This window comes from Streptomyces sp. NPDC005899 (genome assembly GCF_040629645.1).
GTDB lineage: Bacteria > Actinomycetota > Actinomycetes > Streptomycetales > Streptomycetaceae > Streptomyces.
Genome location: NZ_JBEXWB010000039.1, coordinates 1,112 through 16,594, shown reverse-complemented (window position 1 = coordinate 16,594; position 15,483 = coordinate 1,112). Strand labels below are relative to the sequence as shown.

Here is a 15,483-nt window from a genome sequence, read left to right as displayed (position 1 = left end):
GTTCAGTCGTTCACGGCGGTCAGCAGCACGACGGCGTCCTCCAGGGCCAGCACCCCGTGCCGCTCCCGAGGAACCGGCCTCAGCTCCCCCTCGCTCATGTCCACGTCACCGGAGGCGGCGGTGATCCGGACCGCGCCCCGCAGCACCTGCAGCGAGGCGGCGGGCGGCGCGTTGTGCTCGTCGAGGGACGAGCCCCCGGTGAGCGCGATCACCGTCTGCCGCAGCGGCTCCTGGCGCAGCAGCAGGTGTGCGCTGCGGCCGTGGGCGTCGGCACGGGCCGCGGTCAGGTGCTCCTTGGCGAGAGCGTTGAGATCGTTCATACGCCCCACTGTGCCGCAGCCTTGGTTCCCCCGCTATCCGCTTCGGTGGACCGGTGCCCGCTGCGGCCCGGGCGGCCGCGGACGGGGTCCCGGTCCGGTGTCAGCCGCGCAGCCAGGCGGCGGTGTCGGCCGGGAGCCTGCCCGAGCCGTCCAGCGGGAGGCTGGTGAGGAGGACCTCGGTGTGGGTGGGCAGTGGGGCGGGCGCCCCGCAGAGGTTGACGACGCAGACGAGGCCGCCGGTCCTGGCGAAGGCCATACGAGCGAGGCGGCGGAGGCCCCCGGAACGGTGGCCAGGAGCGGTCGGGCGTGGCGAGGGCGCCCCGGCCGACCCCGGCCGACCCCCGCCGACCCCCGCCGACCGCACCGCGGCACGGCGGAGGGCGGGGAGCGCGCACAGCGAGGAGCGGGGGGCCCGCCCCCGCCCGGGCCCCCGGCGGGGACACGGCCCGGGGGGCGGGGGCGCCCGGGGGCGGGGGCGGGGGGGTTTGTGGTGGGGGGGGGGGGGGGGGGGGGGGGGGGGGGGGCGGGGGGGGGGGGGGGGGGGGGGGGGGGGCCCCGGCGCCGGGCTGGTTGTACGAGACGGTACGGGTGACGATGCGCCCGTCCGGAAGGCGTACGCGGGTGCGCCGGAGGTAGCCGGTGGCCTCCAGCTCGCGCAGGGCGGCGGCGATGCGGGTCTCGCTCTCAGGGAAGCGGCCGGTGAGCACCTTGATGCCGATCTTCGATCCGGCGGGCAGCGACTGGATGTGCACGGCGAGCCCGATGGCCACGAGGGACAGGCCCCGGTGCCTGCTGAGGTGGTTGCCGACGACGGTGAACCCCGCGGCATGCCGGACGTTGCTGTGGACGACGCCGGACGACGGCGTGACGCCCCCGATTGCGGCTGACGGGGCGCGCGGAGGCGCGCTAACCTGCTGGGTATCCATCGGGAAGCCCTTTACTTCCTCGGTGGTCAGGCCCTCGTCCGGGATTGCCGTCCCGGCGGGGGCCGTCGCATGTCTGTGGTTGTCGGCGTGAGCATATGCCCGGAAACCCATCCCAAATCCAGCTCAGTTGCCCTATGTCACCCGCGCGAGTGACGGGGCCGGGACAGGGTCGGGTGGGGTGGGGAAGGTATTTGCCCCACGTACTTGAAAGCCTTATGCGTCGTGGGCGGCCAGGACGCGGTCCACCGGGTCGTGGAGGTCCACGACCCGGTGCGGCCGGTCACGGCGCGAGGTCGATCTCCGCCCAGACCGTCTTGCGCGGAACGGGCCCGAGAGCGACGCCCCACCGCTCGGCGAGCGCCTCGACGATCAGCAGGCCCCGCCCCGACTCCGCGCCGGGGCCGGGCACGGTCACCACCTGGGGTGGCCGTCGCTCGCCCCGGGTGTCGGTGACCTCGACCCGCAGGAGCGTGCCCCGCACGCTGAGGCCCAGGCGGAAGTCGCGCCCCGGCACGCGGCCGTGCAGCACCGCGTTGGCGGCCAGCTCGGCGACGACCTGCGCCGCCGTCTCCGACGGCAACCCCCAGGAACACAGGTGCGCGACGGTCAGCAGCCGGGCGAGCCGGGCCGCGCGGCGGGTGGGTGAGAGATGCGGCGGCCCGCGCTGTCCCCCGACGACCTCGACCGTTTCGTCTCCGCCCGATTGGCCCGGCAGGAGATCTTCTCGCGGACGCCCATGGCGACTCTGACATTCGTGCAGGAGGAAGTCACCCTGCGGCGCCCCCTCGGAGGCCGGGCGGTCCTGCGGCGGCAACTCGAACACCTGCTGGAGATGGGCAGGTGCGCCATGTCGAGTTGCAGGTGATGCCCACGGACCGGGAGGACCACGCGGGCATGGGCGGTGAGGTGCAAGTGCTGAAGCTGAAGGACGGAACGGCGGTCGGGTTCTCGGAGGCACAGCTCACCACGCGCCTCATCTCGGACCCCAGGGAAGTGCAGGTCCTCGAACTCAGGTATGAAATCATCCGGGCGCAGGCTCTCAGCCCACGGGAGTCGTTGGCCTTCGTCGAGAAAGCGCTGGGTGAGACATGAGCCTCACGTACTCCGGAAGCACTGCGGAGCTGATGTGGTGCAAGAGCAGCTACAGCGGCAGTAACAACAACGACTGCGTCGAGGTCGCGACGACCGCAGGCGTGGTGCGCGTACGCGACTCCAAGGACGCGCCGGGCCCGGAGCTCGGATTCACGGCCGACTCCTGGGCGGCCTTCGTGGCGCACACAGCCGGCGGCTGACGCCGCCCGCCGCCGACCGGCCCCCTCAGCCGGTGGCGGCCCGCACCATGTACACGTCCACCGCGTCCTCCCGCTCGCGGGTGAAGCCGTGGCGTTCGTACAGCCGGCGGGCGGAGCTGCCCTGGAGGACCTGGAGGCGGACCGCTGCGGCCCGGGCGTCCGCGCGGGCCAGGAGGGTGCGCAGGACGGCCGTGCCGATGCCCCCGCCCTGGAGCTCCGGGGCGAGGTAGAAGTTCTCCAGCCACCAGCAGTCGTCGGAGGGGCGCAGGGTGGCGCATCCCGCCAGGGTTCCGTCCGCGCCCACCACGACGGTGGTGTGCTCGGGCAGGAAGGCGTCCCGCAGGCGCCGGCGCACCCGGTGCTCGTCGTAGCGGCCCAGCCGCTCCAGGTCCGGGCGCATCACGAGGGCCCGCAGCTCGGCCACGGCCTCGACGTCCCCGGGCAGGGCGGGCCGCACGCTCCAGGTCGCGGGGGTGCCGGGGGAGGGGGAAGGCATGGCCCGGATCATTCCAGAGGACCTCCGGCGCCCTCGGGGAGGATCCCCGGACCGCCGCCCCGGCGGCCGTGAGGCCTCGGGCGACGGCGTCCGCGAAGGGCGCCCGTGTTTGACCGGTCCCCCGTCGGGGGTAAGATCCTCGGCCCGATTGGCCAGGCCGTGGAGCCGTGTGGCACACTAGCCAGGTTGCTCGGTTGAGTGTCAATGCTGCGCGCCTCCCGCCGGGAGGACCGGAAGCGAGTCCCACAGTACTCGTCGGCCCCTAGGGCCGGACGTACGGGAATCTTCCGGGAAGCGTCAGTGGGGCACTGACCAGGCACCCGGTGGGGTTTCACCCCCGACGCTCTTGAGTGAGCACAGCGCGGTTTCGGCCCGCACCCCCTTGGTTGGGAATTCCTTCGGGACTTCTACGTAGAGGGGATGCGACACGCCCGACCGCGTGGGTCGGAGGTGGAGTTACGAGAACTCCCGGGAGCCAGAGCGTGATCGAGAGACAGGACTACTAGTAGCCATGGCGGGACAGAAGATCCGCATCCGGCTCAAGGCCTACGACCACGAGGTCATCGACTCCTCGGCGAAGAAGATCGTCGAGACGGTGACCCGCACTGGTGCGTCGGTCGCAGGCCCGGTGCCGCTGCCCACTGAGAAGAACGTGTACTGCGTCATCAAGTCGCCGCACAAGTACAAGGACTCGCGCGAGCACTTCGAGATGCGCACGCACAAGCGCCTCATCGACATCCTCGACCCCACGCCGAAGACGGTTGACTCGCTCATGCGCCTCGACCTGCCGGCGGGCGTCGACATCGAGATCAAGCTCTGAGGTGACGCGCGAGATGGCAAAGAACATTAAGGGCGTCCTGGGCGAGAAGCTCGGCATGACCCAGGTCTGGGACGAGAACAACCGGGTTGTCCCGGTGACCGTCGTCAAGGCCGGGCCCTGTGTCGTCACCCAGGTCCGCACCAACGACAGCGACGGCTACGAGTCGGTCCAGATCGCCTTCGGCGAAATCGACCCGCGCAAGGTGAACAAGCCCCTCAAGGGTCACTTCGCCAAGGCCGACGTCACCCCGCGCCGCCACCTGGTGGAGCTCCGCACCCCTGACGCCAGCGAGTACACGCTGGGCCAGGAGGTCACTGCCGAGGTGTTCGAGTCCGGCGTCAAGGTCGACGTCACGGGCAACAGCAAGGGCAAGGGCTTCGCCGGTGTCATGAAGCGTCACAACTTCAAGGGCCTCGGCGCCGGACACGGCGTCCAGCGCAAGCACCGTTCCCCCGGTTCGATCGGTGGCTGCGCCACCCCTGGGCGTGTCTTCAAGGGCATGCGCATGGCCGGCCGGATGGGCAACGAGCGCGTCACCACCCAGAACCTGACCATCCACGCGGTTGACGCGGAGAAGGGTCTGCTCCTCATCAAGGGCGCGGTCCCCGGTCCGAACGGCGGCCTCGTCCTGGTCCGTACCGCGGCCAAGGGGGCTTGAGGTAATGAGCACCATTGACATCCTTTCGCCGGCAGGCGACAAGGCCGGTACCGTCGAGCTCCCCGCGGAGATCTTCGACGCGAAGACCAGCGTTCCGCTGATCCACCAGGTCGTCGTCGCACAGCTGGCAGCTGCCCGTCAGGGCACGCACAAGACCAAGACCCGCGGCGAAGTCCGTGGTGGTGGGCGCAAGCCGTACCGCCAGAAGGGCACCGGCCGCGCCCGCCAGGGTTCGACCCGTGCGCCGCAGTTCGCCGGCGGTGGCGTCGTCCACGGCCCGCAGCCGCGTGACTACTCGCAGCGCACCCCGAAGAAGATGAAGGCGGCCGCCCTGCGCGGTGCCCTCTCGGACCGGGCGCGTCACTCCCGCATCCACGTCGTCACCGGCGTGGTCGAGGGTGGGATCTCCACCAAGGCCGCCAAGACGCTGCTCGGCAAGATCTCGGAGCGCAGCAACCTGCTCCTGGTCGTCGAGCGTGCCGACGAGGCCGCGTGGCTGTCCGCGCGCAACCTGCCCCAGGTGCACATCCTGGAGCCGGGCCAGCTGAACACGTACGACGTGATCGTCTCTGACGACGTGGTCTTCACCCAGGCCGCTTTCGAGTCCTTCGTGTCTGGCCCCCAGACCGCTGAGACCGAAGGGAGCGCCGCCTGATGAGTGAGGCGACCGTCACCAGCAAGACCTACTCGGACCCGCGCGACGTTCTCGTCAAGCCGGTTGTCTCCGAGAAGAGCTACGCGCTGCTGGACGAGAACAAGTACACGTTCATCGTCGCGCCCGGCTCCAACAAGACCCAGATCAAGCAGGCCGTGGAAGCGGTCTTCTCGGTCAAGGTCACCGGGGTCAACACGATCAACCGGCAGGGCAAGCGCAAGCGCACCAAGACCGGCTTCGGCAAGCGCGCCGACACCAAGCGCGCCATCGTGACCCTCGCCGAGGGCGACCGTATCGACATCTTCGGCGGCCCGACCTCCTAACGGGGGTCGAGTCGTCCGGAATCGGACGAGGACTGAGAAATGGGTATCCGCAAGTACAAGCCGACGACCCCGGGCCGTCGTGGCTCCAGCGTCGCCGACTTTGTCGAGATCACGCGGTCCACGCCGGAGAAGTCGCTGGTCCGCCCCCTGCACAGCAAGGGCGGCCGTAACAACGCCGGTCGTGTGACCGTTCGCCACCAGGGCGGTGGCCACAAGCGCGCCTACCGAGTGATCGACTTCCGTCGTCACGACAAGGACGGCGTGCCGGCCAAGGTCGCGCACATCGAGTACGACCCGAACCGCACCGCGCGCATCGCGCTGCTGCACTACGCGGACGGCGAGAAGCGTTACATCGTCGCCCCCCGTGGCCTGTCGCAGGGTGACCGCGTCGAGAACGGTCCGACCGCAGACATCAAGCCGGGCAACAACCTGGCGCTGCGCAACATCCCGGTCGGTACGACCATCCACGCCATCGAGCTGCGGCCCGGCGGCGGCGCGAAGTTCGCCCGTTCCGCGGGTGCCTCCGTGCAGCTGCTGGCGAAGGAGGGCACGATGGCCCACCTTCGTATGCCGTCCGGTGAGATCCGGCTGGTCGACGCCCGCTGCCGCGCCACGATCGGCGAGGTCGGCAACGCCGAGCAGTCGAACATCAACTGGGGCAAGGCCGGCCGCATGCGCTGGAAGGGCGTCCGCCCGACCGTCCGCGGTGTCGCGATGAACCCGGTTGACCACCCGCACGGTGGTGGTGAAGGCAAGACCTCCGGTGGACGTCACCCGGTCTCGCCGTGGGGTCAGAAGGAGGGTCGTACTCGCTCGCCGAAGAAGGCATCGAGCAAGTACATCGTCCGCCGCCGCAAGACGAACAAGAAGCGCTAGGAGCGGGTTTAGATGCCGCGCAGTCTCAAGAAGGGGCCCTTCGTCGACGGCCACCTCATCAAGAAGGTGGAAGTTCAGAACGAGGCAGGCACCAAGAACGTCATCAAGACCTGGTCCCGTCGCTCGATGATCACCCCGGCCATGCTGGGTCACACCATCGCGGTGCACAACGGCAAGATCCACGTCCCGGTGTTCGTCACCGAGTCGATGGTCGGCCACAAGCTCGGCGAGTTCTCGCCGACTCGCACCTTCCGCGGCCACGTCAAGGACGACCGGAAGTCGAAGCGCCGCTAACGCGGGGTGGAAACGACTATGACTTACACCGAAGGGACAACCATGGAAGCCAGGGCCCAGGCGCGGTACATCCGCGTCACGCCCATGAAGGCCCGCCGCGTGGTGGACCTCATCCGTGGCATGGACGCCACGGAGGCTCAGGCGGTCCTGCGTTTCGCCCCGCAGGCCGCGAGCGTGCCGGTTGGCAAGGTGCTTGACAGCGCCATCGCCAACGCAGCACACAACTACGACCACACCGACGCCTCTTCGCTGGTCATCAGCGAGGCGTACGTGGACGAGGGCCCGACCCTGAAGCGGTTCCGTCCGCGTGCTCAGGGCCGTGCCTACCGGATCCGTAAGCGGACCAGCCACATCACCGTGGTCGTCAGCAGCAAGGAAGGAACCCGGTAATGGGCCAGAAGGTTAACCCGCATGGGTTCCGACTCGGCATTACCACGGACTTCAAGTCCCGTTGGTACGCCGACAAGCTGTACAAGGACTACGTCAAGGAAGACGTTGCCATTCGTCGCATGATGACGAAGGGCATGGAGCGGGCCGGCATCTCCAAGGTGGAGATCGAGCGCACCCGTGACCGCGTCCGCGTCGACATCCACACCGCCCGCCCGGGCATCGTCATCGGCCGCCGTGGCGCCGAGGCCGACCGCATCCGTGGCGAGCTGGAGAAGCTGACCGGCAAGCAGGTCCAGCTGAACATCCTCGAGGTCAAGAACCCCGAGGTGGACGCTCAGCTGGTGGCCCAGGCCGTCGCCGAGCAGCTCTCCTCCCGCGTCTCCTTCCGTCGTGCCATGCGCAAGAGCATGCAGAGCACGATGAAGGCCGGCGCCAAGGGCATCAAGATCCAGTGCGGTGGCCGCCTCGGCGGCGCCGAGATGTCCCGCTCGGAGTTCTACCGCGAGGGCCGCGTGCCCCTGCACACGCTCCGCGCGAACGTCGACTACGGCTTCTTCGAGGCCAAGACGACCTTCGGCCGCATCGGCGTGAAGGTCTGGATCTACAAGGGCGACGTCAAGAACATCGCCGAGGTCCGCGCCGAGAACGCCGCGGCTCGCGCCGGCAACCGTCCGGCCCGTGGCGGCGCTGACCGCCCGGCCGGCCGTGGTGGCCGTGGTGGCGAGCGTGGCGGTCGCGGCCGCAAGCCGCAGCAGTCCGCGCCGGCAGCGGAGGCCCCCAAGGCCGACGCTCCCGCCGCCGCTGCTCCGGCTGAGAGCACCGGAACGGAGGCCTGACCGAAATGCTGATCCCCCGTAGGGTCAAGCACCGCAAGCAGCACCACCCGAAGCGCAGCGGTATGTCCAAGGGTGGCACGCAGGTTGCGTTCGGCGAGTACGGCATCCAGGCGCTGACCCCGGCGTACGTGACGAACCGCCAGATCGAGGCCGCTCGTATCGCGATGACCCGCCACATCAAGCGTGGCGGCAAGGTCTGGATCAACATCTACCCGGACCGCCCCCTGACGAAGAAGCCTGCCGAGACCCGCATGGGTTCCGGTAAGGGTTCTCCCGAGTGGTGGATCGCGAACGTCAAGCCCGGACGGGTGATGTTCGAGCTGTCCTACCCGAACGAGAAGATTGCTCGTGAGGCGCTCACCCGCGCTGCTCACAAGCTTCCGATGAAGTGCCGGATCGTTCGGCGCGAGGCAGGTGAGTCGTGATGTCGGCCGGTACCAAGGCGTCCGAGCTGCGCGAGCTGGGCAACGAGGAGCTTCTCAACAAGCTCCGCGAGGCCAAGGAAGAGCTGTTCAACCTCCGCTTCCAGGCGGCGACGGGACAGCTCGAGAACCACGGTCGGCTCAAGTCCGTCCGTAAGGACATCGCCCGGATCTACACCCTGATGCGTGAGCGCGAGCTGGGCATCGAGACGGTGGAGAGCGCCTGATGAGCGAGAAGACTGTGACTGAGACGAACACCGACCGCGGTTTCCGCAAGACCCGTGAGGGTCTCGTCGTCAGCGACAAGATGGACAAGACCGTCGTCGTCGCTGTCGAGGACCGCGTCAAGCACGCGCTGTACGGCAAGGTCATCCGCCGTACCAACAAGCTCAAGGCCCACGACGAGCAGAACGCTGCAGGCGTCGGCGACCGCGTTGTCATCATGGAGACGCGTCCGCTGTCCGCCACCAAGCGCTGGCGCATCGTCGAAATCCTCGAGAAGGCCAAGTAATCCCTGAGGGGGTCTCCCCTCAGGAAAGTTCCGCCAGGCTCGGCAGGGGCTTCCGCTGCGAAGCCCCTGCCGGGAACCGGCAGACGATCAGGAGATAGACGTGATCCAGCAGGAGTCGCGACTGCGCGTCGCCGACAACACGGGTGCGAAGGAAATTCTCACCATCCGTGTTCTCGGTGGCTCGGGTCGCCGCTACGCGGGTATCGGTGACGTCATCGTCGCCACCGTCAAGGACGCGATCCCCGGTGGCAACGTGAAGAAGGGTGACGTCGTCAAGGCCGTCATCGTTCGCACCGTCAAGGAGCGTCGTCGTCAGGATGGCTCGTACATCCGCTTCGACGAGAACGCCGCTGTCATTCTCAAGAACGACGGCGACCCCCGCGGCACCCGTATCTTCGGCCCCGTGGGCCGAGAGCTGCGCGAGAAGAAGTTCATGAAGATCATCTCGCTCGCGCCGGAGGTGCTGTAAGCATGAAGATCAAGAAGGGCGACCTGGTTCAGGTCATCACCGGTAAGGACAAGGGCAAGCAGGGCAAGGTCATCGTTGCCTTCCCCGCCCAGGACCGTGTCCTCGTCGAGGGTGTCAACCGGGTCAAGAAGCACACCAAGGCCGGTCAGACGGCTCGCGGCTCGCAGACGGGTGGCATCGTCACCACCGAGGCCCCGATTCACGTCAGCAACGTGCAGCTGGTCGTGGAGAAGGACGGCAACAAGGTCGTCACCCGCGTCGGCTACCGCTTCGACGACGAGGGCAAGAAGATCCGCGTTGCCAAGCGGACCGGTGAGGACATCTGATGACGACCACCACTGCGCCGCGTCTCAAGACGCGCTACCGCGAGGAAATCGCCGGCAAGCTGCGTGAGGAGTTCTCGTACGAGAACGTCATGCAGATCCCCGGTCTGGTCAAGATCGTGGTCAACATGGGTGTGGGCGACGCCGCCCGCGACTCCAAGCTGATCGACGGTGCCGTCAGGGACCTCACCACGATCACGGGCCAGAAGCCGGCCGTCACCAAGGCCCGCAAGTCGATCGCGCAGTTCAAGCTGCGCGAGGGGCAGCCGATCGGCTGCCACGTCACCCTCCGTGGTGACCGCATGTGGGAGTTCCTGGACCGTACGCTGTCGCTCGCGCTTCCGCGTATCCGTGACTTCCGTGGCCTGTCGCCGAAGCAGTTCGACGGCCGTGGCAACTACACCTTCGGTCTCACGGAGCAGGTCATGTTCCACGAGATCGACCAGGACAAGATCGACCGGGTCCGGGGCATGGACATCACCGTGGTCACCACGGCGACCAACGACGACGAGGGTCGTGCCCTGCTTCGTCACCTCGGCTTCCCGTTCAAGGAGAACTGACCGTGGCGAAGAAGGCTCTGATCGCTAAGGCCGCCCGTAAGCCGAAGTTCGGCGTGCGCGGGTACACCCGCTGCCAGCGCTGCGGCCGGCCCCACTCCGTCTACCGCAAGTTCGGCCTGTGCCGCGTGTGCCTTCGTGAGATGGCTCACCGTGGCGAGCTGCCGGGCGTGACCAAGAGCTCCTGGTAAATCTCCTTCGCCCTTTGGGCGTTGGGATTACCCGGAGACTCTCGGTAAGCATCTGGTCGGCAGGAGCCCAGCCGTGCATGCCGTAGGCTTGCAGGGTTGGGCGCCTGCCGCCCAAGACCGACTTACTACGCCGTAGGTCCCCGCACCGCACCCGTCCCGCCACTGAGTGGGGAGAGGGATGGCGCATACAGGAAACCCCGGCGAGAGAGGCCGAAGGCCAACTCATGACCATGACTGATCCCATCGCAGACATGCTCACGCGTCTGCGCAACGCGAACTCGGCGTATCACGACGATGTCGCAATGCCGCACAGCAAGATCAAGTCGCACATCGCGGAGATCCTCCAGCAGGAGGGCTTCATCACCGGCTGGAAGGTCGAGGACGCCGAGGTCGGCAAGAGCCTCGTCCTCGAGCTGAAGTTCGGGCCCAATCGCGAGCGTTCGATCGCCGGCATCAAGCGCATTTCGAAGCCGGGTCTGCGTGTGTACGCAAAGTCCACCAACCTGCCGAAGGTCCTCGGCGGCCTGGGCGTGGCGATCATCTCCACGTCCCACGGTCTCCTGACCGGCCAGCAGGCCAGCAAGAAGGGCGTAGGTGGGGAAGTCCTCGCCTACGTCTGGTAGTCGGGAACGGAGGAACAGCTCATGTCGCGAATCGGCAAGCTCCCCATCCAGGTTCCCGCCGGTGTGGACGTCACCATCGATGGCCGCACGGTCGCGGTGAAGGGCCCCAAGGGTTCCCTCTCGCACACCGTCGCAGCGCCGATCGAGGTCACCAAGGGTGAGGACGGCGTGCTCAACGTCGTCCGCCCGAACGACGAGCGTCAGAACAAGGCCCTCCACGGCCTGTCCCGCACGCTGGTGGCGAACATGATCACCGGCGTGACCACGGGATACACGAAGGCGCTCGAGATCAGCGGTGTCGGTTACCGCGTCCAGGCGAAGGGCTCCAACCTGGAGTTCGCCCTGGGCTACAGCCACCCGATCCTCATCGAGGCCCCCGAAGGCATCACCTTCAAGGTCGAGTCGCCCACGAAGTTCAGCGTCGAGGGCATCGACAAGCAGAAGGTCGGCGAGGTCTCGGCGAAGATCCGCAAGCTGCGGAAGCCCGACCCGTACAAGGCCAAGGGCGTCAAGTACGCCGGCGAGGTTATCCGCCGCAAGGTCGGAAAGGCGGGTAAGTAAGCCATGGCATACGGTGTAAAGATCGCCAAGGGCGACGCCTACAAGCGTGCCGCCCTCAAGCGTCGCCACATCCGCGTCCGGAAGCACATCTCCGGTTCGCCGGAGCGTCCGCGCCTGGTCGTGACGCGTTCCAACCGCCACATGGTGGCTCAGGTCATCGACGACATCGCGGGCCACACGCTCGCGTCGGCGTCGACCCTGGACGCTTCCATCCGCGGCGGTGAGGGTGACAAGAGCGCCCTGGCCAAGCAGGTCGGCGCACTTGTCGCCGAGCGTGCCAAGGCCGCAGGCGTCGAGGCCGTCGTCTTTGACCGCGGTGGCAACCAGTACGCCGGGCGGATTGCCGCTCTGGCTGACGCCGCCCGTGAAGCCGGGCTGAAGTTCTAAGCCCCGGTTCCTACGCACAGCGGACGTAACAGAGAGAGGTAAATCCAATGGCTGGACCCCAGCGCCGCGGAAGCGGTGCCGGTGGCGGCGAGCGGCGGGACCGGAAGGGCCGTGACGGTGGCGCCAGCGCCGCCGAGAAGACCGCGTACGTCGAGCGCGTCGTCGCGATCAACCGCGTCGCCAAGGTTGTGAAGGGTGGTCGTCGCTTCAGCTTCACCGCGCTGGTCGTGGTGGGCGATGGTGACGGCACCGTCGGTGTCGGATACGGCAAGGCCAAGGAAGTTCCCGCGGCCATCGCCAAGGGCGTCGAAGAGGCCAAGAAGAGCTTCTTCAAGGTCCCGCGTATCCAGGGCACCATCCCTCACCCGATCCAGGGCGAGAAGGCTGCGGGCGTCGTCCTGCTCAAGCCTGCTTCCCCCGGTACCGGTGTGATCGCGGGTGGCCCGGTGCGCGCCGTTCTGGAGTGCGCCGGCGTCCACGACATCCTGTCGAAGTCGCTCGGTTCTTCGAACCCGATCAACATCGTGCACGCGACCGTGGCGGCCCTCCAGGGCCTGCAGCGTCCCGAGGAGATCGCGGCCCGCCGCGGTCTGCCCCTCGAGGACGTCGCCCCCGCGGCTCTGCTCCGTGCGCGTGCGGGAGCGGGTGCGTAATGGCTCGCCTCAAGATCACGCAGACGAAGTCGTACATCGGCAGCAAGCAGAACCACCGCGACACCCTGCGTTCGCTCGGGCTCAAGCGCCTGAACGACGTGGTTGTCAAGGAGGACCGCCCCGAGTTCCGCGGAATGGCTCACACCGTCCGCCACCTCGTGACGGTTGAGGAGGTTGACTGACATGGCGGAGAACAGCCCGCTGAAGGCCCACAACCTCCGGCCTGCCCCGGGCGCCAAGACCGCCAAGACCCGTGTGGGTCGTGGTGAGGCGTCCAAGGGTAAGACCGCAGGCCGTGGTACCAAGGGTACGAAGGCTCGTTACCAGGTTCCGGAGCGCTTCGAGGGTGGGCAGATGCCCCTCCACATGCGTCTCCCGAAGCTCAAGGGCTTCAAGAACCCGTTCCGCACCGAGTACCAGGTCGTGAACCTGGACAAGCTCGCGACGCTCTACCCCGAGGGTGGAGAGGTCACGGTGGCCGACCTGGTCGCCAAGGGCGCAGTGCGTAACAACCACCTCGTCAAGGTCCTCGGACAGGGCGAGATCTCCGTGGCGCTGCAGGTTTCGGTTGACGCCGTCTCCGGCTCCGCCAAGGAGAAGATCGCCGCCGCAGGCGGCACCGTCACCGAACTCGTCTGAGACAACTCGGACAGGGCGATGGCCTGAACATCCGACCGGGGATGCCTCTCATATGGGGCATCCCCGGTTGGTCGTTCCTAGGGGGGCATGTCCGCCGGTAAGGTGGCGTGCACTTGCTGTGGTACGTCCTGGGCGAAAGCCCGGGGTTCCTTTGGCTGTTACCTAATCGTCGATCCTCAAGACCGTCACCTCACGCTTTTGCGCGGGGGTCGCAGGAGGCACCGTGCTCACCGCGTTCGCCCGGGCGTTCAAGACGCCCGACCTGCGCAAGAAGCTGCTCTTCACGCTCGGCATCATCGTGCTCTACCGTCTCGGTGCGCACATTCCCGTCCCGGGGGTGAGCTACGAGAACGTCCAGATTTGTGTTGATCAGGCAAGCAAGGGCAACAACAGCCTCTTCGGCCTGGTGAACATGTTCAGCGGTGGTGCACTGCTGCAGATCACGATCTTCGCGCTCGGAATCATGCCGTACATCACGGCCAGCATCATTCTCCAGCTGCTGACCGTCGTCATCCCCCGCCTGGAAGCCCTCAAGAAGGAGGGGCAGTCGGGCACGGCCAAGATCACGCAGTACACGCGTTACCTGACCGTGGCGCTGGCCATCCTCCAGGGCACCGGCCTGGTGGCCACCGCCCGCAGCGGCGCCCTGTTCAGCGGCTGCCCGGTCGCCGACCAGATCGTCCCCAACCAGTCGATCTTCACGACCGTCGTCATGGTGATCACCATGACCGCCGGCACCGCGGCCGTCATGTGGCTCGGTGAGCTCATCACCGACCGCGGCATCGGCAACGGCATGTCGATCCTGATGTTCATCTCGATCGCCGCCAGCTTCCCCGGCGCCCTCTGGGCCATCAAGGAGAGCGGCAAGCTGGCCGACGGCTGGATCGAGTTCATCACCGTCATCCTCATCGGCTTCGTGATGGTGGGCCTCGTCGTCTTCGTCGAGCAGGCCCAGCGCCGGGTCCCGGTGCAGTACGCGAAGCGGATGATCGGGCGCCGGTCCTACGGCGGTACGTCCACGTACATCCCGCTCAAGGTGAACCAGGCGGGTGTGATTCCCGTCATCTTCGCTTCTTCGCTGCTCTACATCCCTGCTCTAATCGTTCAGTTCTCCAACTCCACCGCGGGCTGGGCGACCTGGATCCAGAACCACTTCGTCAAGGGCGACCACCCGTACTACATCGCGACGTACTTCCTGCTGATCGTGTTCTTCGCGTTCTTCTACGTGGCGATCTCGTTCAACCCCGAGGAAGTCGCCGACAACATGAAGAAGTATGGTGGCTTCATCCCGGGTATCCGGGCCGGTCGACCTACTGCCGAGTACCTGAGCTACGTGCTCAACAGGATCACTTGGCCGGGATCGCTGTACTTGGGTCTGATCGCTCTTGTGCCGACGATGGCGTTGGCGGGCTTCGGTGGCGCGAACCAGAACTTCCCGTTCGGCGGGACGAGCATCCTGATCATCGTGGGTGTGGGTCTGGAAACCGTGAAGCAGATCGAGAGTCAGCTCCAGCAGCGCAATTACGAAGGGTTCCTCCGCTGATGCGAATCGTCCTCGTCGGGCCGCCCGGTGCCGGCAAGGGAACGCAGGCTGCGTACCTTGCCCAGAATCTCTCGATTCCGCACATCTCCACGGGCGACCTCTTCCGCGCCAACATCAGCCAGGGCACCGACCTTGGCAAGCAGGCCCGCGCCTTCATGGACGCGGGACAGCTGGTGCCGGACGAAGTCACCATCGGCATGGCCCAGGACCGCATGGCTCAGCCGGACGCCGCGGGCGGTTTCCTGCTGGACGGCTTCCCCCGCAACGTGGGGCAGGCCGAGGCGCTCGACGCGATGCTTCGCGAGGAGCACCTGGAGCTGGACGCGGTCCTGGACCTCGAGGTCCCCGAGGACGAGGTGGTCAAGCGCATCGCCGGCCGACGCATCTGCCGTAACGACAGCGCGCACGTCTTCCACGTGACGTACAACCCGCCGAAGGCCGAGGGCGTCTGCGACGCGTGCGGCGGCGAGCTGTACCAGCGGGACGACGACACCGAGGAGACGGTACGCACCCGCCTCGAGGTGTACCACACGCAGACCGAGCCGATCATCGACTACTACCGGGCCCAGGGCCTGGTCGTGACGATCTCCGCGCTCGGCAAGGTCACCGACGTGACCGAGCGGGCCATGGAGGCCCTGAAGAAGTCCGACGAGGGCTGAGCGACCCCCGTCCCACATCACAGCCGGGCGCGGGGGGGGCGGGGGGCGGCGCCCGCGGG

Annotated in this window: 26 protein-coding genes and 4 pseudogenes; 25 read left to right on the top strand and 5 right to left on the bottom strand. The window is 67.5% G+C overall.

Features of this window, described 5'->3' with window-relative positions:
• Positions 1-2: 2 nt before the first annotated feature.
• The 4 genes and pseudogenes from ABZ371_RS07990 to ABZ371_RS07975 all read right to left on the bottom strand — a co-directional run.
• Positions 3-320: a cupin gene (locus ABZ371_RS07990; protein ID WP_358675094.1), complete on the bottom strand. Its 318-nt coding sequence runs from the start codon at positions 318-320 to the stop codon at positions 3-5.
• Positions 321-420: 100 nt separating this feature from the next.
• A pseudogene (locus ABZ371_RS07985) lies at positions 421-576 on the bottom strand (hypothetical protein); the annotation flags it as partial.
• Positions 577-880: 304 nt separating this feature from the next.
• Positions 881-1,246: pseudogene (locus ABZ371_RS07980) on the bottom strand (helix-turn-helix domain-containing protein); the annotation flags it as partial.
• 280 nt (positions 1,247-1,526) lie between these two features.
• Positions 1,527-1,895: pseudogene (locus tag ABZ371_RS07975) on the bottom strand (ATP-binding protein); the annotation flags it as partial.
• Here ABZ371_RS07975 and ABZ371_RS07970 point away from each other — a divergent pair.
• Both ABZ371_RS07970 and ABZ371_RS07965 read left to right on the top strand, forming a co-directional pair.
• Positions 1,893-2,338: pseudogene (locus tag ABZ371_RS07970) on the top strand (DUF5753 domain-containing protein); the annotation flags it as partial. The pseudogenes ABZ371_RS07975 and ABZ371_RS07970 sit on opposite strands and share 3 nt — an antisense overlap.
• The gene (locus tag ABZ371_RS07965; protein WP_358675091.1) at positions 2,335-2,538 is read left to right on the top strand and encodes a DUF397 domain-containing protein; all 204 of its coding nucleotides are present in this window, start codon (positions 2,335-2,337) and stop codon (positions 2,536-2,538) included. The pseudogene ABZ371_RS07970 and the gene ABZ371_RS07965, both read left to right, overlap by 4 nt.
• 25 nt (positions 2,539-2,563) lie before the next feature.
• Here ABZ371_RS07965 and ABZ371_RS07960 read toward each other — a convergent pair whose 3' ends face one another.
• Positions 2,564-3,034, bottom strand: coding sequence for a GNAT family N-acetyltransferase (locus ABZ371_RS07960; protein ID WP_358675088.1), 471 nt, complete (start codon positions 3,032-3,034; stop codon positions 2,564-2,566).
• 511 nt (positions 3,035-3,545) lie between these two features.
• Here ABZ371_RS07960 and rpsJ point away from each other — a divergent pair.
• From rpsJ to ABZ371_RS07845, 23 genes are all read left to right on the top strand, one after another.
• Complete coding sequence (rpsJ, locus tag ABZ371_RS07955; protein ID WP_003948644.1) at positions 3,546-3,854, top strand: 30S ribosomal protein S10; 309 nt, start codon at positions 3,546-3,548, stop codon at positions 3,852-3,854.
• Positions 3,855-3,867: 13 nt separating this feature from the next.
• On the top strand, positions 3,868-4,512 hold the full coding sequence (gene rplC, locus ABZ371_RS07950) for a 50S ribosomal protein L3 (protein WP_069172055.1): 645 nt from the start codon (positions 3,868-3,870) through the stop codon (positions 4,510-4,512).
• A 4-nt stretch (positions 4,513-4,516) separates the two neighbouring features.
• The gene (gene rplD, locus ABZ371_RS07945; protein WP_069171157.1) at positions 4,517-5,167 is read left to right on the top strand and encodes a 50S ribosomal protein L4; all 651 of its coding nucleotides are present in this window, start codon (positions 4,517-4,519) and stop codon (positions 5,165-5,167) included.
• A complete protein-coding gene (rplW, locus tag ABZ371_RS07940; protein WP_014154589.1) occupies positions 5,167-5,490 on the top strand; it encodes a 50S ribosomal protein L23 in 324 nt (107 codons plus the stop codon). The genes rplD and rplW overlap by 1 nt, the downstream gene beginning before the upstream one ends.
• 39 nt (positions 5,491-5,529) lie before the next feature.
• Positions 5,530-6,366, top strand: a complete 837-nt coding sequence (rplB, locus tag ABZ371_RS07935; protein ID WP_056796589.1) for a 50S ribosomal protein L2 — start codon at positions 5,530-5,532, stop codon at positions 6,364-6,366.
• A 12-nt stretch (positions 6,367-6,378) separates the two neighbouring features.
• Complete coding sequence (gene rpsS, locus ABZ371_RS07930; RefSeq protein WP_358675084.1) at positions 6,379-6,660, top strand: 30S ribosomal protein S19; 282 nt, start codon at positions 6,379-6,381, stop codon at positions 6,658-6,660.
• 42 nt (positions 6,661-6,702) lie between these two features.
• Positions 6,703-7,050: a 50S ribosomal protein L22 gene (gene rplV, locus ABZ371_RS07925; protein ID WP_004571827.1), complete on the top strand. Its 348-nt coding sequence runs from the start codon at positions 6,703-6,705 to the stop codon at positions 7,048-7,050.
• Positions 7,050-7,886 carry a 30S ribosomal protein S3 gene (rpsC, locus tag ABZ371_RS07920; RefSeq protein WP_014047784.1) on the top strand — a complete coding sequence of 279 codons (837 nt, stop codon included), beginning with the start codon at positions 7,050-7,052 and terminating at the stop codon, positions 7,884-7,886. The genes rplV and rpsC overlap by 1 nt, the downstream gene beginning before the upstream one ends.
• A gap of 5 nt (positions 7,887-7,891) precedes the next feature.
• Positions 7,892-8,311 carry a 50S ribosomal protein L16 gene (gene rplP, locus ABZ371_RS07915; protein WP_014047785.1) on the top strand — a complete coding sequence of 140 codons (420 nt, stop codon included), beginning with the start codon at positions 7,892-7,894 and terminating at the stop codon, positions 8,309-8,311.
• Positions 8,311-8,535 carry a 50S ribosomal protein L29 gene (rpmC, locus tag ABZ371_RS07910; RefSeq protein WP_015035581.1) on the top strand — a complete coding sequence of 75 codons (225 nt, stop codon included), beginning with the start codon at positions 8,311-8,313 and terminating at the stop codon, positions 8,533-8,535. Before rplP ends, rpmC begins: the two co-directional genes overlap by 1 nt.
• Positions 8,535-8,819 (top strand): 30S ribosomal protein S17, encoded by a 285-nt coding sequence (gene rpsQ, locus ABZ371_RS07905; protein WP_069171155.1) that lies wholly within the window; start codon positions 8,535-8,537, stop codon positions 8,817-8,819. Before rpmC ends, rpsQ begins: the two co-directional genes overlap by 1 nt.
• Before the next feature lie 100 nt (positions 8,820-8,919).
• Positions 8,920-9,288 carry a 50S ribosomal protein L14 gene (gene rplN, locus ABZ371_RS07900; protein WP_003966950.1) on the top strand — a complete coding sequence of 123 codons (369 nt, stop codon included), beginning with the start codon at positions 8,920-8,922 and terminating at the stop codon, positions 9,286-9,288.
• Between the two features lie 2 nt (positions 9,289-9,290).
• On the top strand, positions 9,291-9,614 hold the full coding sequence (rplX, locus tag ABZ371_RS07895) for a 50S ribosomal protein L24 (RefSeq protein WP_014047788.1): 324 nt from the start codon (positions 9,291-9,293) through the stop codon (positions 9,612-9,614).
• Positions 9,614-10,171 carry a 50S ribosomal protein L5 gene (rplE, locus tag ABZ371_RS07890; protein WP_018550615.1) on the top strand — a complete coding sequence of 186 codons (558 nt, stop codon included), beginning with the start codon at positions 9,614-9,616 and terminating at the stop codon, positions 10,169-10,171. Before rplX ends, rplE begins: the two co-directional genes overlap by 1 nt.
• 2 nt (positions 10,172-10,173) lie before the next feature.
• The gene (locus ABZ371_RS07885) at positions 10,174-10,359 is read left to right on the top strand and encodes a type Z 30S ribosomal protein S14 (protein ID WP_003948630.1); all 186 of its coding nucleotides are present in this window, start codon (positions 10,174-10,176) and stop codon (positions 10,357-10,359) included.
• A gap of 224 nt (positions 10,360-10,583) precedes the next feature.
• Positions 10,584-10,982: a 30S ribosomal protein S8 gene (gene rpsH / locus ABZ371_RS07880; protein WP_014154584.1), complete on the top strand. Its 399-nt coding sequence runs from the start codon at positions 10,584-10,586 to the stop codon at positions 10,980-10,982.
• 21 nt (positions 10,983-11,003) lie between these two features.
• On the top strand, positions 11,004-11,543 hold the full coding sequence (gene rplF, locus ABZ371_RS07875; RefSeq protein ID WP_358675075.1) for a 50S ribosomal protein L6: 540 nt from the start codon (positions 11,004-11,006) through the stop codon (positions 11,541-11,543).
• 3 nt (positions 11,544-11,546) lie between these two features.
• Positions 11,547-11,930 carry a 50S ribosomal protein L18 gene (gene rplR, locus ABZ371_RS07870; RefSeq protein ID WP_219569007.1) on the top strand — a complete coding sequence of 128 codons (384 nt, stop codon included), beginning with the start codon at positions 11,547-11,549 and terminating at the stop codon, positions 11,928-11,930.
• A 47-nt stretch (positions 11,931-11,977) separates the two neighbouring features.
• Positions 11,978-12,583 (top strand): 30S ribosomal protein S5, encoded by a 606-nt coding sequence (gene rpsE, locus ABZ371_RS07865; protein WP_056796577.1) that lies wholly within the window; start codon positions 11,978-11,980, stop codon positions 12,581-12,583.
• Complete coding sequence (gene rpmD / locus ABZ371_RS07860; protein WP_030914154.1) at positions 12,583-12,765, top strand: 50S ribosomal protein L30; 183 nt, start codon at positions 12,583-12,585, stop codon at positions 12,763-12,765. The genes rpsE and rpmD overlap by 1 nt, the downstream gene beginning before the upstream one ends.
• A gap of 1 nt (position 12,766) precedes the next feature.
• Complete coding sequence (gene rplO, locus ABZ371_RS07855) at positions 12,767-13,222, top strand: 50S ribosomal protein L15 (protein WP_014047794.1); 456 nt, start codon at positions 12,767-12,769, stop codon at positions 13,220-13,222.
• A gap of 223 nt (positions 13,223-13,445) precedes the next feature.
• Positions 13,446-14,765: a preprotein translocase subunit SecY gene (secY, locus tag ABZ371_RS07850; protein ID WP_069171152.1), complete on the top strand. Its 1,320-nt coding sequence runs from the start codon at positions 13,446-13,448 to the stop codon at positions 14,763-14,765.
• Positions 14,765-15,424: an adenylate kinase gene (locus tag ABZ371_RS07845; protein WP_358675069.1), complete on the top strand. Its 660-nt coding sequence runs from the start codon at positions 14,765-14,767 to the stop codon at positions 15,422-15,424. Before secY ends, ABZ371_RS07845 begins: the two co-directional genes overlap by 1 nt.
• Positions 15,425-15,483 lie beyond the last annotated feature (59 nt).